The organism is Streptomyces sp. NRRL B-24085 (assembly GCF_001282115.1).
GTDB lineage: Bacteria > Actinomycetota > Actinomycetes > Streptomycetales > Streptomycetaceae > Streptomyces.
This window is the reverse complement of the sequence record NZ_LJBR01000055.1, coordinates 15,984-39,496: the sequence shown is the minus strand read 5'-3', so window position 1 is coordinate 39,496 and position 23,513 is coordinate 15,984. Positions and strand designations below refer to the sequence as shown.

At 67.8% G+C, this 23,513-nt stretch carries 23 protein-coding genes and 2 tRNA genes; 18 read left to right on the top strand and 7 right to left on the bottom strand.

What is annotated here, in order from left to right; genetic code table 11:
• Window positions 1–37: 37 nt before the first annotated feature.
• The 6 genes from AOJ26_RS08200 to AOJ26_RS08180 all read right to left on the bottom strand — a co-directional run bounded on the left by AOJ26_RS08200 (window position 38) and on the right by AOJ26_RS08180 (window position 5,347).
• Window positions 38–1,156 carry an ABC transporter substrate-binding protein gene (locus AOJ26_RS08200; RefSeq protein ID WP_053847526.1) on the bottom strand — a complete coding sequence of 373 codons (1,119 nt, stop codon included), beginning with the start codon at window positions 1,154–1,156 and terminating at the stop codon, window positions 38–40.
• Complete coding sequence (locus AOJ26_RS08195; RefSeq protein WP_053847525.1) at window positions 1,140–2,456, bottom strand: sulfate adenylyltransferase subunit 1; 1,317 nt, start codon at window positions 2,454–2,456, stop codon at window positions 1,140–1,142. Before AOJ26_RS08195 ends, AOJ26_RS08200 begins: the two co-directional genes overlap by 17 nt.
• A gap of 2 nt (window positions 2,457–2,458) precedes the next feature.
• Window positions 2,459–3,367 (bottom strand): sulfate adenylyltransferase subunit CysD, encoded by a 909-nt coding sequence (cysD, locus tag AOJ26_RS08190; protein ID WP_053847524.1) that lies wholly within the window; start codon window positions 3,365–3,367, stop codon window positions 2,459–2,461.
• Window positions 3,364–4,047: a phosphoadenylyl-sulfate reductase gene (locus AOJ26_RS08185; RefSeq protein WP_373413164.1), complete on the bottom strand. Its 684-nt coding sequence runs from the start codon at window positions 4,045–4,047 to the stop codon at window positions 3,364–3,366. The genes cysD and AOJ26_RS08185 overlap by 4 nt, the downstream gene beginning before the upstream one ends.
• Before the next feature lie 107 nt (window positions 4,048–4,154).
• Window positions 4,155–4,322: a hypothetical protein gene (locus AOJ26_RS43380; protein ID WP_159044243.1), complete on the bottom strand. Its 168-nt coding sequence runs from the start codon at window positions 4,320–4,322 to the stop codon at window positions 4,155–4,157.
• A gap of 26 nt (window positions 4,323–4,348) precedes the next feature.
• Window positions 4,349–5,347 (bottom strand): bifunctional lysylphosphatidylglycerol flippase/synthetase MprF, encoded by a 999-nt coding sequence (locus AOJ26_RS08180; protein ID WP_373413165.1) that lies wholly within the window; start codon window positions 5,345–5,347, stop codon window positions 4,349–4,351.
• Between the two features lie 186 nt (window positions 5,348–5,533).
• Here AOJ26_RS08180 and AOJ26_RS43375 point away from each other — a divergent pair.
• The 13 genes from AOJ26_RS43375 to AOJ26_RS08120 all read left to right on the top strand — a co-directional run bounded on the left by AOJ26_RS43375 (window position 5,534) and on the right by AOJ26_RS08120 (window position 16,575).
• Window positions 5,534–5,628, top strand: a tRNA-Glu gene (locus AOJ26_RS43375).
• Between the two features lie 154 nt (window positions 5,629–5,782).
• Entirely contained in the window at window positions 5,783–7,393 is a 1,611-nt protein-coding gene (locus AOJ26_RS08175) for an aldehyde dehydrogenase family protein (protein ID WP_053847522.1), read from the top strand.
• Between the two features lie 17 nt (window positions 7,394–7,410).
• Window positions 7,411–8,550, top strand: a complete 1,140-nt coding sequence (locus AOJ26_RS08170) for an acyl-CoA dehydrogenase family protein (protein ID WP_053847521.1) — start codon at window positions 7,411–7,413, stop codon at window positions 8,548–8,550.
• Window positions 8,551–8,580: 30 nt separating this feature from the next.
• Entirely contained in the window at window positions 8,581–9,876 is a 1,296-nt protein-coding gene (locus tag AOJ26_RS08165; protein ID WP_053847520.1) for an aspartate aminotransferase family protein, read from the top strand.
• The gene (locus tag AOJ26_RS08160) at window positions 9,873–10,379 is read left to right on the top strand and encodes an SRPBCC family protein (RefSeq protein ID WP_306300067.1); all 507 of its coding nucleotides are present in this window, start codon (window positions 9,873–9,875) and stop codon (window positions 10,377–10,379) included. The genes AOJ26_RS08165 and AOJ26_RS08160 overlap by 4 nt, the downstream gene beginning before the upstream one ends.
• 9 nt (window positions 10,380–10,388) lie before the next feature.
• A complete protein-coding gene (locus AOJ26_RS08155) occupies window positions 10,389–10,940 on the top strand; it encodes a hypothetical protein (protein WP_053847519.1) in 552 nt (183 codons plus the stop codon).
• Complete coding sequence (locus AOJ26_RS08150) at window positions 10,937–11,488, top strand: flavin reductase family protein (protein ID WP_053847518.1); 552 nt, start codon at window positions 10,937–10,939, stop codon at window positions 11,486–11,488. The genes AOJ26_RS08155 and AOJ26_RS08150 overlap by 4 nt, the downstream gene beginning before the upstream one ends.
• A 47-nt stretch (window positions 11,489–11,535) precedes the next feature.
• Window positions 11,536–12,537, top strand: coding sequence for a VlmB-like protein (locus AOJ26_RS08145; RefSeq protein WP_053847517.1), 1,002 nt, complete (start codon window positions 11,536–11,538; stop codon window positions 12,535–12,537).
• Entirely contained in the window at window positions 12,534–13,607 is a 1,074-nt protein-coding gene (locus tag AOJ26_RS08140) for a beta-ketoacyl-ACP synthase III (protein ID WP_078959799.1), read from the top strand. The genes AOJ26_RS08145 and AOJ26_RS08140 overlap by 4 nt, the downstream gene beginning before the upstream one ends.
• 12 nt (window positions 13,608–13,619) lie before the next feature.
• Window positions 13,620–13,850, top strand: coding sequence for an acyl carrier protein (locus AOJ26_RS08135; protein ID WP_053847516.1), 231 nt, complete (start codon window positions 13,620–13,622; stop codon window positions 13,848–13,850).
• Window positions 13,850–15,070 (top strand): beta-ketoacyl-[acyl-carrier-protein] synthase family protein, encoded by a 1,221-nt coding sequence (locus tag AOJ26_RS08130; RefSeq protein ID WP_053847515.1) that lies wholly within the window; start codon window positions 13,850–13,852, stop codon window positions 15,068–15,070. The genes AOJ26_RS08135 and AOJ26_RS08130 overlap by 1 nt, the downstream gene beginning before the upstream one ends.
• A gap of 96 nt (window positions 15,071–15,166) precedes the next feature.
• Window positions 15,167–15,544: a nuclear transport factor 2 family protein gene (locus tag AOJ26_RS08125; protein ID WP_053847514.1), complete on the top strand. Its 378-nt coding sequence runs from the start codon at window positions 15,167–15,169 to the stop codon at window positions 15,542–15,544.
• Window positions 15,545–15,795: 251 nt separating this feature from the next.
• Window positions 15,796–16,575, top strand: coding sequence for an AfsR/SARP family transcriptional regulator (locus AOJ26_RS08120; RefSeq protein ID WP_063790251.1), 780 nt, complete (start codon window positions 15,796–15,798; stop codon window positions 16,573–16,575).
• Window positions 16,576–16,961: 386 nt separating this feature from the next.
• Here the strand turns inward: AOJ26_RS08120 and AOJ26_RS08115 are convergent, their stop codons facing one another.
• A complete protein-coding gene (locus tag AOJ26_RS08115; protein ID WP_086724083.1) occupies window positions 16,962–18,461 on the bottom strand; it encodes an MFS transporter in 1,500 nt (499 codons plus the stop codon).
• Between the two features lie 228 nt (window positions 18,462–18,689).
• Here AOJ26_RS08115 and AOJ26_RS08110 point away from each other — a divergent pair, with 228 nt between their 5' ends.
• From AOJ26_RS08110 to AOJ26_RS08090, 5 genes are all read left to right on the top strand, one after another.
• Window positions 18,690–19,643 carry a diacylglycerol/lipid kinase family protein gene (locus tag AOJ26_RS08110; protein ID WP_053847512.1) on the top strand — a complete coding sequence of 318 codons (954 nt, stop codon included), beginning with the start codon at window positions 18,690–18,692 and terminating at the stop codon, window positions 19,641–19,643.
• A complete protein-coding gene (locus AOJ26_RS08105; RefSeq protein ID WP_053847511.1) occupies window positions 19,630–21,102 on the top strand; it encodes an MmgE/PrpD family protein in 1,473 nt (490 codons plus the stop codon). Before AOJ26_RS08110 ends, AOJ26_RS08105 begins: the two co-directional genes overlap by 14 nt.
• Before the next feature lie 122 nt (window positions 21,103–21,224).
• On the top strand, window positions 21,225–22,355 hold the full coding sequence (locus AOJ26_RS08100; RefSeq protein ID WP_063790250.1) for a nucleotide disphospho-sugar-binding domain-containing protein: 1,131 nt from the start codon (window positions 21,225–21,227) through the stop codon (window positions 22,353–22,355).
• A 63-nt stretch (window positions 22,356–22,418) separates the two neighbouring features.
• Window positions 22,419–23,249 carry a helix-turn-helix domain-containing protein gene (locus AOJ26_RS08095; protein ID WP_053847509.1) on the top strand — a complete coding sequence of 277 codons (831 nt, stop codon included), beginning with the start codon at window positions 22,419–22,421 and terminating at the stop codon, window positions 23,247–23,249.
• Between the two features lie 137 nt (window positions 23,250–23,386).
• A tRNA-OTHER gene (locus AOJ26_RS08090) sits at window positions 23,387–23,474 on the top strand.
• The last annotated feature ends 39 nt before the right edge of the window (window positions 23,475–23,513 follow it).

Genomic DNA, 23,513 nt, shown 5'->3' with positions numbered 1-23,513 from the left:
CGCTCCTGAAGGCTGGCGGGGGCTACGGGACGGGGGCTCACTGCACACCGAGGCCGGCATCGTCGACTGGACTCCTGCCCATGGCGTGCAGGATCTTGTTCAGCGGCGCCAGATCGTAGAGGCCGGTGAGCTCGGGTTCCTCCAGGAGCCCGACGCGTACGGCGTGCTCGGTCTGCGCGGCAAGCGTCCCGGACAGCGGGTCGTCGGTGAAATGCAGCGATGACCATGCGGCCGCGATTACCTCACCGGGCAGGGGTTTGCCGGTCAGGGTGGCGAGCTTCGCGTTGGCGACGGCCTTCGCCGCCGCCGGGTGCGAGTTGATCCACTCGTTGGTTCCGACCGATGCGCGCAGCACGGCCTCCACGACGTCCGGATGCCGGTCGAGGAAGGGCTGCGACACGACGATGTTCGTGCTGGCGAACTTCTTGTCCGGCCACAGCGACGACTCGTCGAGCAGCACCTTCGCGCCCTCGGCGACCAGCTTGGACGCGGTCGGCTCCGGCACCCAGGCGCCGTCGACGGAACCGGATCTGTAGGCGTCCGGCGTCACCTTGTTGTCCGTGCGGAACACCGAGACATCGCCTTTGCCACTCAGCGCGTCGACCTTCCAGCCCTGCTCGGCGATCCAGTTGAGGAACGCCACGTCCTGCGTGTTGCCGAGCTGCGGCGTCGCGATCTTCTTGCCCTTGACATCCTTCAGGGTCTTGATCTTGTCCGGGTTGACGACCAGCTTCACACCGCCGGAGACCGAGCCGCCGACGATGCGCAGGCTCTTGCCGCCGGACTTCATGTAGCCGTTGACCGCCGGGGACGGGCCGATCCAGCCGATGTCGATCGACTTGGAGTTGAGCGCCTCGATCTCGGACGGGCCGGCGTTGAACGTGGAGAACCTCACCTCCGTGCCGCCGAGTTCCCTCCGGAAGAAACCCTTTGCGTCACCGACGAGCACGGTGGCGTGCGTGAGGTTGGGAAAGAAACCGATGCGGACGGACTGCGCGGACAGGCGCGCGCCCTTGGCGGCCACGTCGCCGGTTCCGTTGCCCGGCGCCTGTGAGCCGTATCCACAGGCCGTGGCGACCGATGCCAGGACCAGTACGGTCGTGAGCAGTCGTCGTACCGCACGGGGCACGACACCGCCGTCACGTCGCGTGAGCATGTATCTCTCCGGCTGGTCCGATGACGGATTCCGCCATGCCCGCGGTGAGGGTGGTGCCGTCGTTCGGGTCGATGAGGATGAACGAACCGGTGCGCCGGGAATCCGAGTAGGAGTCCACGGGCAGCGGCTCCGCGGTGCGGATCTTCACCCGGCCGATGTCGTTGGCGACGAGCTGTCCCGGGTGCGGGTGCAGGGACAGGTCGTCCAGCGTGAGCCGGGACGGGATGTCCTTGACGATCGCCTTGACCGTGCGGGTGCCGTGCTTGAGCAGCACCCGGTGCCCCACCGTCAACGGGGCGTCCGCCACATGGCACACGGTCGCCTCGATGTCCTGGGTGGTCGGCGGGGCGTCCTTGCTGGGCACCAGCAGGTCACCGCGCGAGATGTCGATGTCGTCCTCCAGCAGGACCGTCACCGACTGGGTCGTCCAGGCCACCTGGACCGGCTCACCGAGCAGGTCGATCCCGGCGATCTTCGAGGAACGGCCCGAGGGCAGCACCGTCACCTGCTCACCCACCCGGAAGGAACCCGCGGCGATCTGACCGGCATAACCCCGGTAGTCGGGATGCTCGGCGGTCTGCGGCCGGATCACGTACTGCACCGGCAGCCGGGCGTGGCAGTGGGAGAGGTCGTGGGTGACCGGGACCGTCTCCAGGTGCTCCAGGACGGTCGGGCCGCCGTACCAGTCCATGTTCGCCGACGGCTCCACCACGTTGTCCCCGGCCAGCGCCGAGATCGGGATCGCCGTGACCTCCGGCACCCCCAGCTCGGTCGCGTACGCCGTGAACTCCTCGGCGATCGCCGCGAACACGGACTCCCGGTAGCCGACCAGGTCCATCTTGTTGACCGCGAGCACCACGTGCGGCACCCGCAGCAGCGCCGCCAGCGCCGCGTGCCGGCGGGTCTGCTCCACGACACCGTTGCGGGCGTCGATCAGGATCACCGTCAGCTCGGCCGTGGAGGCACCCGTCACCATGTTGCGGGTGTACTGCACATGACCGGGGGTGTCGGCCAGGATGAACCGCCGCCGCGCCGTGGCGAAGTAACGGTAGGCCACATCGATGGTGATGCCCTGCTCCCGCTCGGCCCGCAGACCGTCCGTGAGCAGCGCCAGGTCCGGGCCCTCGGCGCCCCGGCTCGCCGACGCCCGCTCCACCGCCTCCAGCTGATCGCTCAGGATCGACTTGGAGTCGTGCAGCAGCCGCCCCACCAGCGTGGACTTGCCGTCGTCGACCGAACCGGCGGTCGCGAACCGCAGCAGCGTCGTCTCCGAGAGCGCCTCGGAAGTGGTCGTGCTCATCTCTAGAAGTACCCCTCGCGCTTGCGGTCTTCCATCGCCGCCTCGGACATCTTGTCGTCGGCACGGGTGGCACCCCGCTCCGTCAGCCGGGAAGCAGCGATCTCCGCGATGACCTTCTCGATGCTGTCGGCGTCGGAGTCGACCGCGCCCGTGCAGGACATGTCACCGACCGTGCGGTAGCGCACCCGGCGCTTCTCGACGCTCTCACCGTCCTTCGGCCCGCCCCACTCACCGGCCGTCAGCCACATACCGTCACGCGAGAACACCTCCCGCTCATGCGCGAAGTAGATCTCCGGCAGCTCGATCCCCTCCCGGGCGATGTACTGCCACACATCCAGCTCCGTCCAGTTGGACAACGGGAAGACCCGCACGTGCTCACCCGGCGCGTGCCGGCCGTTGTACAGGTTCCACAGCTCGGGCCGCTGGCGGCGCGGATCCCACTGCGAGAACTCATCCCGCAGCGAGAACACCCGCTCCTTGGCGCGCGCCTTCTCCTCGTCCCGCCGCCCGCCGCCGAACACGGCGTCGAACTTCTCCGCCCGGATCTTCTCCGTCAGCGGCAGCGTCTGCAGCGGATTGCGGGTCCCGTCCGGACGCTCCTTGAGCACACCGCGGTCGATGTAGTCCTGCACCAAAGCCACATGCAGACGCAGCCCATGGGCGGCGACCACCCGGTCCCGGTACTCAAGCACCTCGGGGAAGTTGTGCCCGGTGTCCACGTGCAGCAGCGAGAACGGGATCGCCGCGGGCGCGAACGCCTTCAAGGCCAGATGCAGCATGACGATCGAGTCCTTGCCACCGGAGAACAGGATCACCGGCCGCTCGAACTCACCCGCCACCTCACGGAAGATGTGCACCGCCTCGGACTCCAGCGCATCCAGGTGACTGGCCGGAACAAGCACCCCGGTCATCCGTGCAGCCCGCACTCGGTCTTCGCGCGGCCCGCCCAGCGGCCGGCCCGCGCGTCCTCGCCCTCCAGGACCCGGCGGGTGCAGGGGGCGCAGCCGACGGACGCGTAGCCGTCCATCAGCAGGGGGTTCGTGAGTACGCCGTGCTCCTGGACGTAGGCGTCCACGTCGTCCTGGGTCCAGCGGGCGATCGGAGAGACCTTGACCTTCTGGCGCCTCTCGTCCCAGCCGACTACCGGAGTGTTCGCCCGGATCGGCGAGTCACTGCGCCGGAGCCCGGTGACCCACGCGTCGTAGCGCTCCAGCCCTGCCTCCAGCGGCTCGACCTTGCGCAGCCTGCAGCACAGGTCGGGGTCACGGTCATGCAGCTTCGGGCCGTACTCGGCGTCCTGCTCGGCGACCGTCTGACGCGGAGTCAGCGTGATGACGTTCACGTCCATCACGGCCTCGACGGCGTCCCGGGTGCCGATGGTCTCCTCGAAGTGGTAGCCGGTGTCGAGGAAGACGACGTCCACGCCCTTCATCACGCGGGACGCCAGATGCGCGACCACCGCGTCCTCCATCGAGGAGGTCACGCAGAAACGCCGGCCGAAGGTGTCCGCCGTCCACCGCAGAACTTCGATGGGAGAAGCCTCTTCGAGTTCCTGTCCCGCGTGTCTCGCTAGCCTTTCGAGTGCGTTCAACGGAGGCTCCCCCAGGGGTCTTCGGGACGGCATGTCGGAATTACCGGCGTGCGGCTAAATCAGCCTAACCAGGGTTGATTACGCCAGGCTGACGATTCGCTGACCGGTCAGCTCTGCGGTGCACGCTCGGCCGCGGTCAGCCAGTCCTCCAATGCGGTCAACGCGTCCTGTGCCTGTCGGGCCGTATCCGACTCGTCAGGTGCCGCGATGACTCCCATCAGAGATCCGACGACGGCCTGCTGCAACTCGGCGGCGCTGGGCTGCTGGTCGGTCATGAGAATCTCCTCAGTCTCTGTCGGAATCAGAAGGCGTTACACGCACGGAAGATGTGTGCGAAGGAGCTCAGTGATGCTGCGCCATGGAATGCCACGTACTCAGGAAGCACTGTGTCCGGCGCCCATTTCTCCTTGTACGAGAGCTGGGTCTGCGCAGGGTAGAGGGCTGCCCCGTGTTCCCAGAGGAAGTGCATCAGCCACTGGAAGGCCCGACTGTGTCCGGGCATTTCGTTCTCCGGCGCCAGGCCGGTGAACGGGGTGAACCCGAAGTGCAGCCACTCGGTTCCCTCGCTGCGGAACGTCTCGATGGCGGTTGCGTTGATGGCCTCCATCAGGCCGGGTGAACCGCCCGGCACACGTCTGCTCAGGTCGTGCATCCAGCCGGCTCGGCTGCCGAACACGGGAGAGTACGAGATGTAACTGACCGGGCGCCCCTCGATCGTGCCGAGAAACAGCCGACGGTGTTCCTGCGCCGGGCCGCCGCACTCACCGACCAGGAACTCCAGCGGACGCGCCTCCTCCCCCTTGCCGGACAACCAGGCCTGGTCGATGTCCGCCAGGGCCTGGTACCAGCGCTCCGCGTCCACCTCTGCCACGACCAGGCCGTTGCGGTGCGCGCGGGAGATCTTGTTCCGCAACTGCATGAACCGGGTGCCTCGTAGGGTGAACTCCGGTATGCGGACTGCCCATGAGGCGCCGATCTGATTGACCGTGAACCCGTGTTCGGCGTAGACGGTGGCATCCGGGCGTTGGAGCTGCACCGCGACCAGAGTGAGGTCCTGCTCCCGTGCGTGTGCCACGAACCGCTCCAGCAGGTTTTCGTACTCGTCGACGGCGCAGAACGGACCGCCGAATTGCACAAGAAACCGACCGGTCCGGCGATAAATGATCACACCGTCGGTGCCAGGCACGGTGAAGACGTCGTTTCCGCGGTTCAGGGCCAGAAAAGCGCTGGGATTGTCGGCTTGCGTGTGCCGACGGACGGCCTCCAGGACCGATAAGTGTGAGGTCGTTTTTACGGACACCACGTCTCCTTGCTCGCAGCGTTCTGTCCGGACGGGTGGACAAGCGAAAGTAGAACACCTCTGGCGGCGATATCGGAAGGGGGAATCGGAGACTGGCGAAGGAGTCAGCAGAGCATCAGCGGGATGTCAGGGAGGTCTGCCAGCATCATCCTGTGAACGGCGCCGGAGAGTCGGAGTCGTAAGCAGGGAGAGGTGCCCGGAGCGGCTTATCGGGGGCTCGGATCTTCAGTCCGGGTCGGGTGTGAAAGCCTACGCAGGTTCGAATCCTGCCCTCTCCGCCACATGAATGGTCGTGGAACGCCACGACCATTCTTTTGCTATGCCCACAGACGTGTGGTGGGGACCGTCAGCGGACGGTCAGCCATGGGTCAGAAGCAATTGCCAGGATCCGAAGGGCTCAACGATACAACCGTGCTCTGAACCGAAAGGCTCGCCATGGTCGATGGTCAGGACAAGCCGTTGTACAGCTACAAGCTGTACATCGCCGGAAAGGACGTCGACGGAGAGGGCTGGGTCTACACGGTGAGTTCCCGCTCACTGCTGGAGGACGTCTTCACCAGCGTCAGTCTCAAACGCGCCCTGGAACGGAACGACCATGACGAGAAGGCTGCCGCCCATCCGTACGTGGTGGGCCGCTGCGCGGTGGCCGGCGACAGCGGCATCGACCTGGCCACGGAGTCGGCGGCGGCTGCCGCCGCGGCCTGGGCCGCCGTGCCGCTGGAGCGGCGGATGCGCGTCGGTTCCCGCTTCAGGGAGGAACTGGCCCGCAGGGAAGAAGAGTTGATCGGTCTGCTGGTCGCCGAGGGCCACCCCGTGAGGCTCGCCCGATGGGAACTCAGTTGCCTCACTCAGGTGTACAGCGAGGAGAGCCTCGACTGGTACCGGCAGCGGATGCACACCGAGTTCCGGCACGGGGGCCGTCGACTGATCGTCCGCCGGCAGCCGGACGGGGTAGTCGCCTTCAACCCTCCGCAGAACGCTCCCGCCCCCAGCGCGGCCCTGTCGGTTCTGGCCCTGATGGCAGGTAACGCCGTGGTGGTCAGAGCACCCCGCAGCATCGCGTTGAGCACCATGTTCGTCGTTCGAGAACTGATCGCCCCCCTGCTGGTGGAGGCGGGCGCACCGCCTGGTGTGCTCAACGCGGTCTGCAGCAACCCCGGTCAGACGGTGAACCGTTGGCTCGACAGCCCTTTGATCCACGACATCTTCTACATCGGAGGCAGCCAGGAGGGCCTTCGCCTGCAGGAGAAGTGCGTGGCCAGGGGCAAGAAACCCATCCTGGAACTGGCGGGGAACGACGGCATCATCGTCTGGAAGGACGCTGATGTCGCCAAGGCCGCAGAGGCGATCTGTGAGTCGTTCTACGGCTCCGGCCAGATCTGCATGGTGCCCAATTACGTCGTGGTGCATCCCGAGGCGGCCGAAGCCCTGATCGCCGAGGTGGCCGAGCAGGCGGCCGCCGTGCGTCCGGGGTACCCCGAGGACGAGGAGGTGCTGCTGTCACCGGTGCGTCGCAGTGAACGCTTCTTCGCCCTGCTGCGCCAGGCGCTCGATCTCGGCGGCGAACTCGTGACCGGTGGCCGCCGCATCGAACTCGACGGCACCCCGTCCGACACGGGTGTCTTCCTGGAGCCGACCGTCGTACGTGTGAACGGACTCACGGGAGCCCGTCAGTACGACATCGTCCGGGAGGAGACCTTCTTCCCGTTGCTGCCCGTTGTCGTTCCCGAGCTCGAATCGGACGACGAACTGCTCGACAGTCTCATCGACTTCGTCAACGCCAACCAGTACGGACTGCGCAACTCGCTGTGGTCGCGGTCCTCCTCGGTCGTCGACGCCTTCGTGCAGCGTGTCGTCAACGGCGGTCTGTTGAAGGTCAACGACTCGCACATCGGCTTCCTGCCGTATCTGCCCAGCCATGGCGGCACCGGTCTGACCGGCGGGGTCTTCGGCGAAGCCAACTACCCGATGCTCAAGACCTCGCACATCCAGGGCGTGAGCATCGCCCATGACGTCAGCCCCCGCGACGCCGTCTTCGGCTCGTGACACTGGAGGTGTGCTCAGTGCGTTCACTGGACCTGGCCCGCGACACCTGCGAACGATTCCATCCCGGTCTCATCAAGGCCCTGACCGAGATTCCGTTCGCCGACCGCGAGGCGCCGGGAAGCCCTGTCATCGAACTGCTGCGTGAACACGGTGGGGTCGGCCTCCTCGTGCCCACGGACTTCGGGGGACTCGGTGCCGATCCGGTCGAGGCCGTACAGGTGCAGCGTGCTCTGGGATCGTTGTCCCCGTCCCTCGCCGCCGCGGTGACCATGCACCATTTCACCGTCGCGATGCTGTACAGCCTCGCCGCGCAACCGGACCGGCTCACCCCGGCGCAGCTCAAGGTACTGAGCAGTGTGGTGTCGGAGCAGCAGCTCCTGGCCTCCGGCTGGGCCGAGGGGCGCACGCAGCAGAACATCCTGGCTCCCTCGGTGACCGCTCGGCCGGTGGACGGCGGATTCCGCCTGAGCGGCTCGAAGAAGCCCTGCAGCCTGTCTCGTTCCATGAATCTGCTGACCGCCAGTATCGCCGTGCCCGGGGCCGGTGGCGAGCCCGAACTGGCGGTGGCACTGGTGCCGGTGCCCACTCCCGGTCTGTCCGTCCGCCCGTTCTGGGGAAACGACGTCCTCGCGGCGGCGGAGAGCGACGAAGTGCGCCTGGACGACGTCTTCGTGGCCGAGGAACTCGTCGTACGCACCAGCGCGGAGGACCCGCACCGGCTCGACGATCTCCAGACCGCCGGCTTCGTCTGGTTCGAGCTGCTGATATCGGCCGGCTACACAGGAGCCGCCGCGGCGCTCACCGCGGCGGTTCTGGAAAGCCGCCGCGGCAGTGCTCGGGAGCGGGCGGACGTCGTCGTGCGGACGGAGTCCGCCTACCACCTGATTGAAGCCGCCGCTCGCGACGTACGCGACGGGCTGGACGGTGAGGAAGCGGTGTTCCGCGCGCTCACCGCTCGCTTCGCCGCCCAGACGGCCATGAAGGACGCCACCGGTCAGGCCCTTGAACTGCTCGGCGGCATGGACTTCGTCCGCTCCGCCGATCACGCCAGGCTGGCCGCCTCGGTGCAGCCGCTGGCCTTTCACCCTCCGTCCTGTACGGCCAGCGCCGAGGCACTGGTCCAGTACACCGACGGAGGACACCTCGAACTCTCCTGACCACCCGGCGTACGACAAGGAGCCGCCCGTATGACCGCGATCGTGCAAGCGCCGGAACAGGACCGGCAACTGTCCGAGCAGAAGACCCTGTCGCTCTACCGGGCCCATCTCAGCAAAGGCCGGGCCACCCTCGCCGAACTCTTCGGCAGCCATATGGAGGTCGAGTCCCAGGGAGCCTGGCTGTCGACGAGCGACGGCGAATCCTTCCTGAACTGCGGCGGCTACGGCGTCTTCATCATGGGCGCCCGGCATCCACGCGTGGTGGAGGCCGTGCACCGCCAGCTCCACACCCACCCCGTGGCCACCCGCATCCTGCTGGAGCCCACGGTGGCCGCGGCCGCCGAGGCACTGGTCGCCGTCACCCCCGAGGGCCTGGACCGGGTGCATTTTGCACTCTCGGGCGCCGAGGCTGTGGAGACCGGACTCAAACTGGCCCGGGCACACGGACGCCGCCGCATCGTGTCCCTGCGGGGCGGCTACCACGGCAAGACCCTCGGCGCGCTCTCGGCCACCGCCAAGGACGTGTACCAGCAACCCTTCCGGCCGTTGTTGCCGGACGTCGTGCACCTGCCGTTCGGGGACGCCGAGGCTCTCCGGGCCGAACTGGCCGCGCACCCCGGCGAAGTCTGCGTGATCATCGAACCCGTCCAGGGCGAGGGTGGGGTGATCCTGCCACCGAACGGCTATCTGCGGCAGGTCGAGCACATCGTGCGCGAGTACGGCGGATTCCTGGTGCTCGACGAGGTGCAGACCGGAATGGGCAGGCTGGGCGAGTGGTGGGGAGCCGACCTCGCCGGCATCCGGCCAGATGTCCTGCTGGTCGGCAAGGCCCTCGGCGGCGGTGTCGTCCCGGTCTCCGCCGCGGTCGCCACCCGGGAGGCGTTCCGCCCCTTCGACAAGGACCCCTACGTGCACACTTCGACCTTCTCGGGTCAGCCCCTGCTGATGGCAGGTGTGCAGGGAGCTCTTCGGGCGATCCATGAGGAGCAGCTCGTCACCCGGGCCAGGGAACTCGGCGAGCGGTTGCTGCCCGCCATCTCCGAGGTGGTGCACCGCAACATCCCCGATCTCGTGGTCGAGGTCCGGGGGCAGGGCCTGCTCATCGGCGTGGAACTCGTCGAGGCGGGTCTCGCCGGTGAGCTGCTGATCGAACTCTTCAACCACGGAGTCGTGGCCAACCACTCGATGAACGGCAGCTCCGTGGTCAGGTTCACTCCTCCTGCCACCCTGACCGATCGCGACGTGGACCGCCTGATCGACTCGCTCGACCGGGCGACCCGCGACCTCGTGGGACGGGCGGCCACGATGCCGGAAGGCGGTAGGTGACGGTGCGACGCGTCGAACTGAGGGCTCTGGTGCGCGCCGAGCGCGCCGAGGAGGTCTTCGCACAGGTGGTGCGATGGGACCGCTACGCGGAGCTCGCTCCGCATGTGGAATCCGCGGTGGTGCACACGGGATTCCCCGCGACGGAGGGTTCTTCCTCGTGGGAACTGCACTTCCGCAGCGGTCTGTTGCGCTGGACCGAACACGAGCGGTTCGAACCCGGTCGGGGCGAGGTCCGGTTCGAGCAGGCCGACGGCGACTTCGACAGCTTCTCCGGCAGCTGGGAGGTGCGGCAGGACGGCCCTGACGTCCAGGTGGCCTTCGTCTGCGACTTCGACTTCGGCATTCCGAGCCTCGAAGGAATCCTCGATCCGATCGCCGAACGCGTGATCACGGAGACCGTCGCCTGGACCCTCACCGGCATGTTCCCCCGGACCGAACTGGCCACCGGCCTCCCCCTCGGCGCCAAGGACGAGACGACCCCCGGAATACCCACTTCTGCCTAGGAGTTCAGCATGGACCAGGCGAACCCGTTCGAGACGCCACGAACCTTCTCGCTGCACCGCGCGGAGTACCTCGTGGGCTTCGCCGTCAGCACGGGACTGATCATCGCCAATGTGGGTGAGATCCGCTGGATCCCCTTCCTCGCCCTCTTCTTCTACATCGACCTGATCGGCTACATCCCGGGCGCCATCGCCTTCCGGCGCAGCAAGGGGGACCCGATACCCAAGGCCTACTACGTGCTCTACAACGTCATGCACAGCCTGATCACCCAGGGTGCCGTGGCAGCGGTGTGGTGCTGGGTGGCCGGACCCGAGTGGGCGCTGCTCGCCCTGCCCTTCCATCTCTTCGGCGACCGGGGTCTGTTCGGGAACTTCATGAAGTCCTTCGCGCTGCCCTTCGAACCCGTACGGCAGCCGGGCTACCTCGACATCCTCGACGACCTGGGTGTGCAGCATCCCAAGCCGGTGGGCCACCTCATGGATCCGATCCCCGTCGGGCACATTCCCGCCGCCAACAGGCACCGGGCCGGACGCGGGCACGTGGCGACGGCAACGCGGCGATGAACGCGAGCCGACGCAGATCACTGCGACAACTGGCGAGCGCGGTTTCCGTACTGACGGTCCAACACGAAGGCAGGCTGCACGGCACGACCGTCTCCACCGCGGCCACCGTCTCGCACAGCCCGCTCCTCCTGGCGGCCAGCCTGAAGGCCGGCTCCGTGATCGTCGGCCTCGCCATGGCCGAGGGCCGGTTCTCGGTGAACGTGCTGAGCGGCCGTCAGGCCGACGCCGCCCGCTGGTTCGCCGACGGACGTCGCCCGGACGGCGAGGCCCAGTTCGCGGGCCTGCCATGGCGACGTGACGACTACACGGCGGCTCCCCTCCTGGAGGGAGCCCTGGGGCACTTCTCCTGCCGCGTGGCCGGGTGCGCCGTCGTCGGTGACCACGAGGTTCTCCTCGGCCAGGTGGTGAGGGCCGACTCCGCGGAGGGCGAGCCGCTGCTCAGCTTCGCCGGCGACCTCTTCGCGGCGGCCCTCGAACCTCCGTGCCCGCTGCCGGGAGCGAACCCCCTGCTACGGGACGAGGCGCTGGCCGTACCGGACACGGCGTGAGCGCACTGCGCGCCGAGAAGCACTTGAAGCGTCAGAAAGAGAATGGGATGACACAGGAGACAACAGGAACGGCCACAGCGCGTGAGGCGGACTGGGATGCCGCCCCTGGACTGCTCGACGGGGCCAAGGAGTTGGTGCTCGGGCCGGACACCTGCGATCTGGCCTACTGGATCACACAGGTCGCCCAGGGCACTTTGAGGGACCGGGGTGAGACGGGACACCATCGCGACGCCGAGGTCCCCGATTTCCTGCGTGCCCCCGGGCCCCTCAGGGAGGCACTGGTCCTGGAGTTCGGCTTCCGCGGACTGTCCGAGGAGATCGCCACGCGCCTGCTCGCCCACTACGTGGCCAACGCCCCCGGCGTTCCCGAACTGGAGTTCTACGCCACACAGCTCATCGACGAGGCCCGGCATGCGCGGGTCTTCCGCAACCACCTGGTCGAGCTCGGCATGCCGGCGGACACTCTGCTGGCCGACATCGAGGTCATGGCGGCCGACTACCGACGCCGGGTGCTGGACCCGGTCGAGGAGTTCACCCTCGACATCATCCGGGACCAGGCCGACTTCCCCGGCGGCGTGGCCGTCTTCGCCATCGTGATCGAGGGGGTTCTGGCCCCGGCCGCAGAACTGAGCGAGCGCAAGTGGACCCCGCTGTCGCCGGCCACGGGCGAGATCTCCCGCGGCACCGCGATCGACGAGATCCGCCATCTGACCGTCGCGTCCACCATCCTCAAGAACCATCTGGTCCGTCATCCGGAATACCGGCCCAGGCTCGCGGAGGTCCTCGATGCCGGACGCCGGCTCTGGGAGGAGGTGCCGGACCGCGAGTTCGTGATCCAGCGAGAGGAACTCTTCCAGGCCGGCATGACGCGCCACGCGGACCTGATCGGGGACTACGAGATCTGGCCGGGTGTCCGCATGATCGACACCACGCCGGAGCAGCGGTACGACATGGCTGAGCAGTGGACGGACGAGATGGCCGAGGCTCGCATGGCCTACATGGGGCTGCCGGTCGAACTCATCACCGGCGGTGCGCGGGAAGCGGCATGAGAGCCGCAGTGATCGCCGGACTGGGTGGTTACGTGCCCCCCAACCTTGTGACCAACGCCGACCTGACAGCCCGGCTGGACACCTCGGACGAGTGGATCCGGTCACGGACCGGAATCGCCAGTCGCCATGTGGTGTCGCCCGGCACCGCCACGTCCGATCTTGCGGTGGAGGCCGGACGAAGGGCACTGGAGTCGTCCGGGGCGAGCGAAGCCGATGCCCTGGTGCTCGCCACGACCACGCCCGACCACCCGTGTCCGGCCACAGCCCCGGACGTGGCGGCCAGACTGGGACTCGGGCCCGTGGCCGCCCTCGACATATCGGCCGTGTGCAGCGGCTTTCTCTACGGCCTCGCCGTCTCGGCGGGACTCATCGCCGCGGGCACCGCGGAACGCGTCCTGCTGGTCGGAGCCGACGCGTTCACCACGATCGTCGATCCCGAGGACCGAGGGGTTGCCGTGATTTTCGCGGACGGTGCCGGCGCCGTGGTCCTGCGCGCCGGCGAACCCGATGAACCGGGCGCGGTGGGCCCGGTGGTGCTGGGCAGTGACGGCGAGCACCGACATCTGATCCAGGTCCCCGCCGGGGGGTCACGGCAACCGTCGGCCGGGGTCGCACCCGCGCCGGGCGACAGGTTCTTCCGCATGCGGGGCCGGGAGACCTACCGGCACGCGGTGGATCGGATGACCGCGGTGAGCCGTGACGCACTCGTTCGCGCCGGTTGGCAGGTGGAGGACGTGGACAGGCTGGCCGCCCATCAGGCCAACGCCCGCATCCTGGGCACGGTCGCCGATGAACTGGGGGTGCCCCCCGAGCGCAGGCTCAGCAACATCGAGCAGGTGGGCAACACCGCCGCGGCATCCGTCCCGCTGCTGCTAGCCCAGGCCGCGGCGGAGGGCGAACTGACCGAGGGCATGCGGGTGCTGCTCACTGCGTTCGGCGGCGGTCTGGCCTGGGGTGCCACGACGGTGCGCTGGCCACGCCTGGGCCCGCTCACCGCGCCGGACCGGCCCGGGGCCGAGGTGCCGGTTCCCGGCATGCGCCCGGCTTCATCCATCCGATCGACTCGTTGAAAGGACTTTCACATGTTCGAGACCCTGAAGGACATCCTGGTCGGCAAACTCAAGGTGGACCCGGATCGGATCACTCCGGAGGCCACCCGGGAGGACGTCGAACTGGACTCTCTGGCAGTGGTCGAGCTGTCACTGCTGCTGGAGAAGGAACTCGGCGTGAACGTGAGCGACGACGAGCTGATGGAGACCACCTCGATCGGTGACATGGTCCGGCTGGTCGAGAGCAGGAAAGCGGAGGTCTGATGTCCCCGTCCGACATCGCTGTCACCGGGCTGGGGCTCGTCACTCCGGGTGGTATCGGAACCGGCCCCAGTTGGGCGGCCGTCAGCGAGGGCAGATCCGCGGCCGCACATGATCCGGAGCTTGAGGGCGGTCCGGTGCGCATGTCCGCGCGGGTTCCGGGCTTCGACCCCGACCGGCTGCTCGGTGGCCGCAAGGCCCATCGACTCGATCGCTTCACACAGTTCGTGTTGGTCGCCGCCAGGGAAGCCCTCCACGACGCCGGCCTCGACCCGCAGACCTGGGACGGCGCCAGGGTGGGCATCGTCCTCGGCTGCGCCGACGGCGGACCGGCCACGGTCGAGGCGCAGCACGACGTTCTGCGTGACGAGGGACCAGCCAGGGTGTCGCCCCTGCTGCTGCCGATGCAGTTGCCGAACATGATGGCGGGTCAGACAGCGATCGAGTTCGGCGCCACCGGTCCGAACCTGGTCGTGGCCACCGCCTGCGCCTCGGGCGCCACGGCCATCGGTACCGCGCGTGATCTGCTGCTGCTCGGACGCTGCGACATCGTCCTGGCGGGCGGCAGCGAGGCCATGATCACACCCCTGGTCATGGCCGGGTTCGCGCAGATGGGCGCACTCTCGACCAGGGAGGACGACCCTGCTTCGGCGTCCCGTCCCTTCGACGCGGAGAGGGACGGCTTCGTCGCGGCAGAGGGCAGCGGTGTCTTGGTACTGGAACGCGTGGCCGACGCCCGGGCCAGAGGAGCCCGGGTGAAGGCCCGGCTGGTGGGCTACGGCGCGAGCGCGGACGCCCGGCACATCACCGCGCCGCATCCCGAAGGTGTCGGGTTCGGCGCCGCGATGCGCGCCGCGCTCGTCGACGCCGGAGCCTGCCCAGGGGATGTCGAGCACGTCAACGCGCACGGTACGTCCACTCCGTTGAACGATCTCGCGGAAGCCCGGATGCTGCGCCGGCTGTTGCCCGGCTCCACGCTCGTGACCTCAACCAAGGGGGCGACGGGGCATCTCCTGGGGGCGGCCGGGGCCGTGGAGGCGGCGTTCACCGTGCTCACCATCGAGCGGGGTGTCGTGCCTCCCACGGCCAACCTCAAGAATCTGGACCCCGAGATCGATCTCGCCGTGGCCACGGAGCCCACTGTCCGGCGAGTCGATCTCGCGCTCAGCAACTCCTTCGGGTTCGGAGGGCAGAACGCGGTCCTCGCCTTCGCCTCCGCCTGAGCCCGCTTGTTTATTACCTCCCAAGTAATTGTCCGGGGAGCCGGCAGTCGGTGACGATTACATCGTCAAGCTTTCCCCGAACGATAGAAGGGACCCATGGAGGACTTCCGCCGACTGGCCGAAAACTACATCGCGACCTGGAACGAAAAGGACGCCGATGTCCGGCGAAAGCGTATTCAGGAACTGTGGGCCGAGGATGGTGAATACGTATTTCCGCAGGCTGTGCTCAGTGGACACGACGCGATCTTGGCAGGCGTGACTGATGCCTTTGGTCACTACGGCGCCAAGGGTCTGACGTTTCGCCTCCGGGACGACGCTGCGCCCGACGCGAACCACAACGCCGTGCGGTTCGGATGGGAGCTGGTGAACCCCGAGAACGATGAAGTGAGCATGGCCGGCGTCGACTTCATCATCGTCGACAAGCAAGGACGAATCCGCTCGGACTACCAGTTCTTCGACGTCGTACCGGTCTGACGAGAAGCCCCGCGCAGCACCCGCCGGGCCCTGTCGCCGCCAATAACATTGGTGGCGACAGGGTCCGGCACCTGTGCGTCGACTACTTTTCGCCACGCCTGGGCAATTTTTTAGTCAGGATGACCAACACAGTGTCCGGGTTGCGGGCGATTAATGCGCTTGACCTTTCGACTGGCGCCGTTATAGTTTCTTGATGAGTGCAATCGAACGTGCGAGCCAGTTCCTGGCATTAGTGGTGTATTCGCGATCGAATGGACGACGGGGGCATTGTGCAATTCCTTCTCCTGGGCGGTCTGGAGATACGGGCCGAATGTGGCAGTCGCGCAACGTTCAGAAGTGAACTGCAGCGGACCCTCATGCACGTTCTCCTGGTGAGTGAAGGGAAAACTGTTTCGGTGGACGCCCTGATCGACGAGCTGTGGGGCGAATTGCCGCCCAGCGGGGTGGTCAACGCCCTTCAGGCGCTGGTGAGTCGATTAAGGAAGAAGCTGGCAAGCCTGGAACGGGGCCGGGAGGCCTCACGGCTGATCGGCCATCCCTATGGCTACCAACTCGTCGTTGACGAGGACGAGTTGGACGCGTCCTCCTTCGTGGCAGCGGTGACGCGGGCGCAGGCGGCAGACGGCAGGCCGTGCGAGGTCGTCGACATGCTCCGTGCGGCGCTGGCCCGGTGGCGTGGCCCTGTCTTCGGCGGAGAGGCCAGCGGCCCCATCTGCCGCGCCGCGGCGGCGCGGTACGAGGAGTACCGCATCCGCGCCCTGGAACTCCTCTTCGAGAACGAACTGGCCCGCGGCAACCATGCCGGCATCCTGGGCGAACTGCGTGAGAAGCACGCCGAGAACCCGCTCCAGGAGCGGTTCTGCGCCCAGCTGATGATTGCCCTGTACCGCTGTGGCCGGCAGGCCGAGGCCCTGTCGTCCTACCGCGAGATGTGGTCCAGGCTCTCGGAGGAACTGGGTATAGAACCCTCCATCGAACTGCGCCGGACCGAGCAGGCGATCCTCACCCAGGAACTCCGCATGTCCGCCTGACGACTTCCCGTCGGTCACCGGCCGCCGGCCGGGTACCGAGGCGACCACCCACCGGCCCCTGTGGCCACGACTCCTCCCCGAGCGAGTCGTGGCCACAGGGGCCGCTTTCTGCTCACAGGCGTCGGCCGCTTGCCGCGGCGGGTGGTCGGTGGCCCGTCCGCCGGTCGCCGCCGGCCCGGCTCCGCACACCGCGCCCGCCGTGGCCGGGGATGTGCGTGCACGGACGTCCCAGAAGTCCCCGCTTGCGTCCAGACACGCCCCAGACATGACAACGGGCCCACAGGATGTCCTGCGGGCCCGTTGTGCTCCCCTGTACCGCCGACCGCCCCGAAGAAGGCGGGGGATGTCCCTTGCTCAGGGCCGGCCGTCTCATCAGGGAGTCCGGGTCAGCCCTCGGCGGGTGCCATCGATTCCTGCGGCGCCGGCTCGGCCTCGGCGGCGTCGACCGCTGCCCGACCCGGACGGAGCGCGAGCAGTGCGGTGACGGCGCCGGCGAAGATGAGCGCCGAGGCGATCAGTACGCCGCTGTGGTAGCCCGACAGATAGGCGATCTTGGGCCCGTCGCCGGACTCGATGCGTCCGGCCGTGACCGAGCTGACCACCGCGCCGAGCACCGTCACACCACACAGTGCCGACATCTCACGGAAGGCGTTGAGCACACCACTGGCGACTCCGACCTTCGTGACCGGCAGCGCGCCGGCCACGGCGGTCTGCAGTGGAGTCACAGCGCCGGCACCGAGGCCGACGAGAATGAGCGCGACCTGGAGGTCCCAGGCGCTGGCGTGCTCGTCCGGGACGGCCAGCAGTGCCAAGCCGACGGCGGCGACGACGAAGCCGACCAGGACAGTGCGCAGCACCCCGAACTTCTCCGCGAGCTTCCCGGAGAGCGTGGCCACGACGGCCATGACGACGGCCAGCGGGACGAAGACGGCACCGGCCAGGATGGGTGAGAAGTCCAGCACGTTCTGCAGGTACAGCGAGGTGTAGGCGAAGACGCCCATCATGCCGCAGCCCCACAGGACGAGCGCCGCCGTGCCCCAGGTGAAGGTGCCGTTGCGGAACAGCGTCAGGTCGAACATCGGGTCCCGGAAGCGTGTCTCGACCAGGCAGAAGACGATCAGCGCCAGCACGACCGCCGCGAAGGACGCGAGGATCGGGGTAGCCGTCCACCCCTCCTTCGGCCCCTCGATGAGCGCGTACGTCAGGCCGAACAGCACGACACCCGAACTGATCAGGCCAGGCGTGTCCAGCCGCCGCGACTGCGTGATGCCCGCGTTCTTGTCGATCGACCACAGACCGATCGCGACGGCGGCAACACCGATCGGGACATTGATGAAGAAGATCCAGCCCCAGTCGATGTAGCGGGTGAGCACCCCGCCGACAATGGGACCGAACGCGAACGACAGCGCGATCACCGCTCCCCACAGGCCGATCGCCTTACCGCGTTCACGATCGTCCTTGAAGGTCGTCAGAATGATCATGAGCGTCGCCGGGGTGGACAGTGCCGCACCCACTCCCTGCACGGCCCGGCCGGCCAGCAGCATGCCGAACGAGTCGGCGAGACCGGCGAACAGCGACGCGATCGTGAACACGATGATGCCGATCATCAGCACGCGCCGGGTGCCGAGGAGGTCGGCGAGCCGACCGCCGAGAAGGAGCAGCGCCGAGAACACCAGCATGTAGGAGCTGATAATCCATTCGATCCCGGAGATCTGCAGATTCAGATCCTGACCGATCGAAGGAAGCGCCACATTCACGACGGTATTGTCGAGCTGGGCCATGAAGGTCGAAAGCAGAACAGTGGTGAGCGACCACCAGCGCTTCGAATCCGCGTTGGCGTCCCCGGAATCGGGGGACACCTCAGCGGGCGCACCTCCGGTACTCATGTGGGTCTCTCCCTGGAATGTTTGATACAGGCGAAATGCCGACCCTGTCGGGCGTGGGCCTTCCAGGGTCATTCAAGGTTGCCCGTCGGCCACAGTTCATGTCGATTACCCCCCAGGTAATATCTCGGGCCGCCTCGTCAGTGAGGAGTCAGCCACATCTGCCACCCTTCCGTCATTCCCGTTCAATGCCGGACGGGTCGGTGACCCAAGCGATCCCAGGGGGGCAGGATGACGGCAAGCCGCGCCAGAGCGAGCTCCGTCCTGATCATCGCCAACTCCGCTGCCGGAGCCGTCACGTCGGACCGGGTACTCGAGGTCCTGGACGTGTGTGCCCGGCACTGCGACGAGGTGACCGTGCAATGGGTCGGGCGTGAGCGGCAGGAACGCGTGGAAGGCCGCGTCGTCGAAGGCCTGGCGCGAGCCGACCTCGTCGTGAGCGTGGGTGGCGACGGGACGGCACACTGGACGGCACGGCAGATCGTGGGCGCCGCCGACCGTGCCGAGGACCGCCCGGCGCTCTTCGTGGTCCCGTTCGGGACGGGCAACTCCAACTATCGCAACCTGTGGGGTGACCGCCCCTGGCAGGGGATCCTCCGAGCCGCTGTCACCCAGCCCCGCCTCATGGTCCGCCACCTGGACATGGCCCGGGTCGTGGAGACCGGTGAGCTGATCCTGCTCGGGGCCGGGTCCGGTCTGGTGGCGGACGTCCTGCTCCTGGCCCGCGGCATCGAGGCAACCGGGCGCGCCCGGTACCAGGCCGCGGTGGAGCGGTCGGCGCTGACCCACACGCCGTACCAGGGCCGGGTCCTTGTCGACGGTGTCGAGATCCAGCACGGGAAGACGATGCTCGTCAACGTGGGCGGCGGACGGTACCGGGCCTGGCAGTACGACCTGCTGCCGCACGCGGAACCGGACGACGGCCTGCTCGACGTCTGTGTGCTCGGCGACTCGGCAGACCCCGCGGCTCTGCCGGAACTGCTGCGCCACGGCCTGCACGTCGAACAGCCGGGCAGTGCCTACGCCCGGGGACGCGAAGTGGTGGTCGAACGCACGGACGGCAACCCGCTGCTGTTCGAGCACGACGGCGAACTGCGTCCTGCCACCGGCGCGCGCGTCACCGTCGAACTGCTCGAGGGGATCCTGCCGACGCTCTCCGGGAAGGCCCCACATGTCGGCGACTGAGGAACTCTCGGCCTGGGCCGCGGCCCTGCGGCCCGACGACGTGCCCGATCACGTGCTGGCCCTCGCCCAGAGCCAGATAGTCTCGCAACTCGCCGCCATCCGGGCGGGCTTGCGCCATCCCTCCGGCCGGCGCCTGGTCCGCGCGTACGGCTCGCCCCTGGCGTCCGACCCCCGGCAGGCGGCCTGCGTACTGGCTGCGCTGGGATCATGGCTCAACTTCGACGACACCGCGTACGCCGGCCATCTCTCCAACTCCACGGTCGCGGTACCGGTGGCCTACGCCCTGGCCGGTCAGCTCGACGGTACGGGACTCCTGACGGCCGTCGTCGCCGCCAACGAGTGTGCCGCCCGGATCACCGCCGCGGCGACGCTCGGCCGCTTTCGAGGGCAGGTCGCCGTGCACACCCACCTCGCCGGCGCCGTCGCCGGGCGGCTGCGCGCGGAATCGGCGCCCGCCGACGTATGGGCCGACGCGCTGGGTGTCGCTTACACCTTGCCGCCCTGGACGTTGTTCCCCGGGTTCATCGGCAGTGACGCCAAGCTCGTCCACGCCCTGGCAGCGGTACGGGCCGCCATGGACGCCTGCGACGCCGCGCATGCGGGACTGCACGGCACCCGGGACATCCTCGAACATCCCGACGGATTCCTGCGTCACTTCGCCACAGTGCCCCTGGCGGGCGCGGTCACCCAGGAGCTGGGACGTCGCTGGCACACCGAGACACTGTCGTTCAAAGTACGGCCGGGCGGACCGGGGATCGACTCCGCTGTCGACTGCGCTCTGGACCTGCACCGCGACCACGGCCCGCTGCGTGAGCAGGACATCGAAGACGTGACCGTGACCGCCAGCTACTACACCGTGTTCGCCGACCGTCATGCCGCGCCCTACGCCGACAGTCCCGAGGCCCCGCTCAGTGCTCTGTTGCTGTCCGCCCCCTACACAGTGGCCACGGCTCTGCTGGAAGGCGCGCTCACCGTGGACGACTTCTCGGCCCCGTCCGTGCGGGACGCGCGACGCTGGCGGCTGGCCGAACGCGTACGGCTGGAGCACGACCCCGAGATGACCCGCGCTCTGCTGCGGAGCGAGGCTCCGTTCGGGGAAGCGCTGCGCCAGGCGGGGTCGGCGGGCCGTACCTGGCTGAGACAGTTCGGCGGCGATCAGCTCGCCGATCTGCTCGATGCGGAGGCCGAACCCGTGCCGAGCTTCGCGACCTCCACCAAGTCGACGCCCGCCCAAGTCGTGGTGCGCATGCGGGACGGCCGCACGTACAGCACGCGGCGTGACATTCCCGTGGGGGCCGCCGGACCGGAGACCCGCCGGGACCACGCCAGGCTGGTCCGTGCGAAATTCCTGACCCAGGGCGGGTCGCCGACCGTCGCGGACGCCTGCCTTCGTCTGCGGGACGCCTCAGCCGGTCACACCGAGCGGTCGCTCCGGGAAGCACTGAGCGATCTCGTCTGACATCACATTTTCTCCAGAGCGGAAATTTCTCCGACGTTCCGCTGAAGACTCACGGCTATTACCTGCCGAGGAATGGTTCGGTAATACGCCTGCCGCAGATTACTCCGAGGAGGTAACTCGCCATGCGTGTTCTCATCGCTGCCTCGCCCGGGATAGGGCATGTGTTTCCTGCCGTGCCGCTCGCCTGGGCGTTGCGACTGGCCGGCCACGAGGTGCTCGTGGCCACGGGAGGCGACGGTCTCGCCGTTCGCGAGGCGGGTTTGGCGGTTGCCGACGTGTGCCCCGGTCTCACACTGGTTGACATCGTGAAAACGACGGTCGCCCGGCATCCCGAGATGTTCGCCGAATTCGCCACGGCCAGGTTCACGGACTTCGCGGACTCCCTGCCCTATTACGCGCAGATGATGAATGATCAACCGGCGATGATGGATGCCTATGTCCGGGTGGCCGAGGAGTGGCGGCCCGACGTCGTCGTCTACTCCGCTCTCACCGTCGGTGGCCTCGTCGGTGCGGCCAAGCTCGGGATCCCCGCCGTGGAACACGGCTACGGTCTCTTCCGAACCGACGGTTACGGCCCGCGGCTACGTGACCTGACGGCTGAATGCTTCGACCGGCACGGTGTGGATCTGCCGACTCGGATGCACTCCATCGACATCGCACCACCGAGTCTCGTCGGTCATGTGCCCTCGGGCTGGCCGATGCGCTACCTGCCGTACAACGGCGGGAGCAGTGTGCCTGGCTGGCTGTTGGAGCCACCCCGCCGCCCCCGCATCGCGGTCACCCTGGGGACGACCGCCCCCGGGCTCGGCGGGCTTGACCGTGTGAAGCGCATAGCAGAGCTGGTCGGCGACCTCGACGCCGAATTCGTCATGGCGCTCGGAAACTCGGACATCTCCGATCTCGGCCCCGTACCGGCCAATGTCCGCGTCGAGGGGTGGGTCCCTTTGAACCTGCTGCTGCGTACCGCCGCCGGGATCATCCACCACGGCGGCTCGGGCACCACACTCGCTGCGCTGGACGCCGGTCTGCCGCAGATCCTGCTGCCCGACGGCTCCGATCGTGACGTCAACGCGGACGCAGTGGCCGCACGTGGAGCCGGCGTGTCCGCCCGTATCGACGACGTGACCAAAGCGGCTGTCGACGCCCTGCTCCACGACAACGCCCTGCGGGATGCCGCCGCCGACGTGCGGAAGGAGATGCACGCCATGCCGGGTCCGGGGCAACTGGTGGCGAGGCTCGAGCAGATCGTCTGACGGATGCCCTGGGCCCGGCTGCGGGACCGAGCTCTGTTGCTTATCATTCCAAGAGTGATCCCCATGGACGCATCATCGGCAGCAGAGCTCGGCGAGTTAGTGCGTAACTGGCGTCGTCGGCGGAAGCTCAGTCAGCTCGAACTCGCTTCACGTGCTGAGGTCTCCGCACGACACCTCAGCTTCATCGAGAACGGAAGGGCCAAGCCCAGCCGTGATCTGGTGCTCCGGCTTTCCGAGCACCTTGAAGTACCGGTCAGACAGCGCAACACGCTTCTCGTGGCGGCCGGTTACGCACCTCAGTACGAGGAGAGCCCGCTCGGGACGCCCCGGCTCAGCGCGGTCAAGTCGTCGATCGACCGCCTGCTGAGGGCCCACGAGCCCTATCCGGCTCTGGTGTTCAACGTGCACGAGACAGTGGTGGCCATGAACGACGCCGCCCGCCGGCTCATGGCCGGAGCCTCTCCCGAGTTGCTGACGCCACCGATCAACCTCATGCGGCTGGCCCTGCATCCTCAGGGACTCTCCCAATACGTGGTCAACAAGGCGGAGATGCGCGCCCAGATGCTGGCCCGTCTGCACCGTCAGATGGTCAACAGCGGCAGCGAGAAGCTGATGAAGCTCTACGACGAGGTGGCCAACTACCCACACGTGCCGGGCCCCGAGGGGAACGGCGGCGGTGGCGAGGAGGTCCTGTCGTGTCTGATCGTCCACAAGCACAACACGGAACTGCGCCTCTTCAGCACGGTCACCACGTTCGGGGCGGCGACGGACATCACCGTGGCGGAACTGTCGCTCGAGATGTTCCACCCGGCGGACGCTCGTACCGCCGATGCGCTCAAGGCCGCCGCCGTGCAGGACATGTCCGCCCAGATGCCGGCGCCGATCGGCGTGTGACACTCACCGGCACGACCTGAGAGAACGACTCCAGGAGCTCGCGGGCGTCAGCGAGCTGTCAGCGCGGCGTAAGCGTGAACTGCCAGTATCTCTTCCAGAGACGGAGGCCGGACAAGGTGAAGGCTTCCGCTCGATCGGGAGAGGTATCCGAAGTGGCCTACCGGGTCCCGGATTTCTCCGGGAGGGTCCATGTGGCCCGCGCAGGTTCGAATCCTGCCCTCTCCGCCGCGAACGAACGGGTTCAGTCCCGTTCGGCTCTCGCCG

What these genes read in the sequence shown, in the direction of transcription:
- AOJ26_RS08200 (WP_053847526.1), bottom strand. Translation starts at nt 1,156, where the DNA reads ATGCTCACGCGACGTGACGGCGGTGTCGTGCCCCGTGCGGTACGACGA.
- AOJ26_RS08195 (WP_053847525.1), bottom strand. Translation starts at nt 2,456, where the DNA reads ATGAGCACGACCACTTCCGAGGCGCTCTCGGAGACGACGCTGCTGCGG.
- cysD (WP_053847524.1), bottom strand. Translation starts at nt 3,367, where the DNA reads ATGACCGGGGTGCTTGTTCCGGCCAGTCACCTGGATGCGCTGGAGTCC.
- AOJ26_RS43380 (WP_159044243.1), bottom strand. Translation starts at nt 4,322, where the DNA reads ATGACCGACCAGCAGCCCAGCGCCGCCGAGTTGCAGCAGGCCGTCGTC.
- AOJ26_RS08175 (WP_053847522.1), top strand. Translation starts at nt 5,783, where the DNA reads ATGGTCGATGGTCAGGACAAGCCGTTGTACAGCTACAAGCTGTACATC.
- AOJ26_RS08165 (WP_053847520.1), top strand. Translation starts at nt 8,581, where the DNA reads ATGACCGCGATCGTGCAAGCGCCGGAACAGGACCGGCAACTGTCCGAG.
- AOJ26_RS08155 (WP_053847519.1), top strand. Translation starts at nt 10,389, where the DNA reads ATGGACCAGGCGAACCCGTTCGAGACGCCACGAACCTTCTCGCTGCAC.
- AOJ26_RS08150 (WP_053847518.1), top strand. Translation starts at nt 10,937, where the DNA reads ATGAACGCGAGCCGACGCAGATCACTGCGACAACTGGCGAGCGCGGTT.
- AOJ26_RS08145 (WP_053847517.1), top strand. Translation starts at nt 11,536, where the DNA reads ATGACACAGGAGACAACAGGAACGGCCACAGCGCGTGAGGCGGACTGG.
- AOJ26_RS08140 (WP_078959799.1), top strand. Translation starts at nt 12,534, where the DNA reads ATGAGAGCCGCAGTGATCGCCGGACTGGGTGGTTACGTGCCCCCCAAC.
- AOJ26_RS08135 (WP_053847516.1), top strand. Translation starts at nt 13,620, where the DNA reads ATGTTCGAGACCCTGAAGGACATCCTGGTCGGCAAACTCAAGGTGGAC.
- AOJ26_RS08130 (WP_053847515.1), top strand. Translation starts at nt 13,850, where the DNA reads ATGTCCCCGTCCGACATCGCTGTCACCGGGCTGGGGCTCGTCACTCCG.
- AOJ26_RS08125 (WP_053847514.1), top strand. Translation starts at nt 15,167, where the DNA reads ATGGAGGACTTCCGCCGACTGGCCGAAAACTACATCGCGACCTGGAAC.
- AOJ26_RS08120 (WP_063790251.1), top strand. Translation starts at nt 15,796, where the DNA reads ATGGACGACGGGGGCATTGTGCAATTCCTTCTCCTGGGCGGTCTGGAG.
- AOJ26_RS08115 (WP_086724083.1), bottom strand. Translation starts at nt 18,461, where the DNA reads ATGAGTACCGGAGGTGCGCCCGCTGAGGTGTCCCCCGATTCCGGGGAC.
- AOJ26_RS08110 (WP_053847512.1), top strand. Translation starts at nt 18,690, where the DNA reads ATGACGGCAAGCCGCGCCAGAGCGAGCTCCGTCCTGATCATCGCCAAC.
- AOJ26_RS08105 (WP_053847511.1), top strand. Translation starts at nt 19,630, where the DNA reads ATGTCGGCGACTGAGGAACTCTCGGCCTGGGCCGCGGCCCTGCGGCCC.
- AOJ26_RS08100 (WP_063790250.1), top strand. Translation starts at nt 21,225, where the DNA reads ATGCGTGTTCTCATCGCTGCCTCGCCCGGGATAGGGCATGTGTTTCCT.
- AOJ26_RS08095 (WP_053847509.1), top strand. Translation starts at nt 22,419, where the DNA reads ATGGACGCATCATCGGCAGCAGAGCTCGGCGAGTTAGTGCGTAACTGG.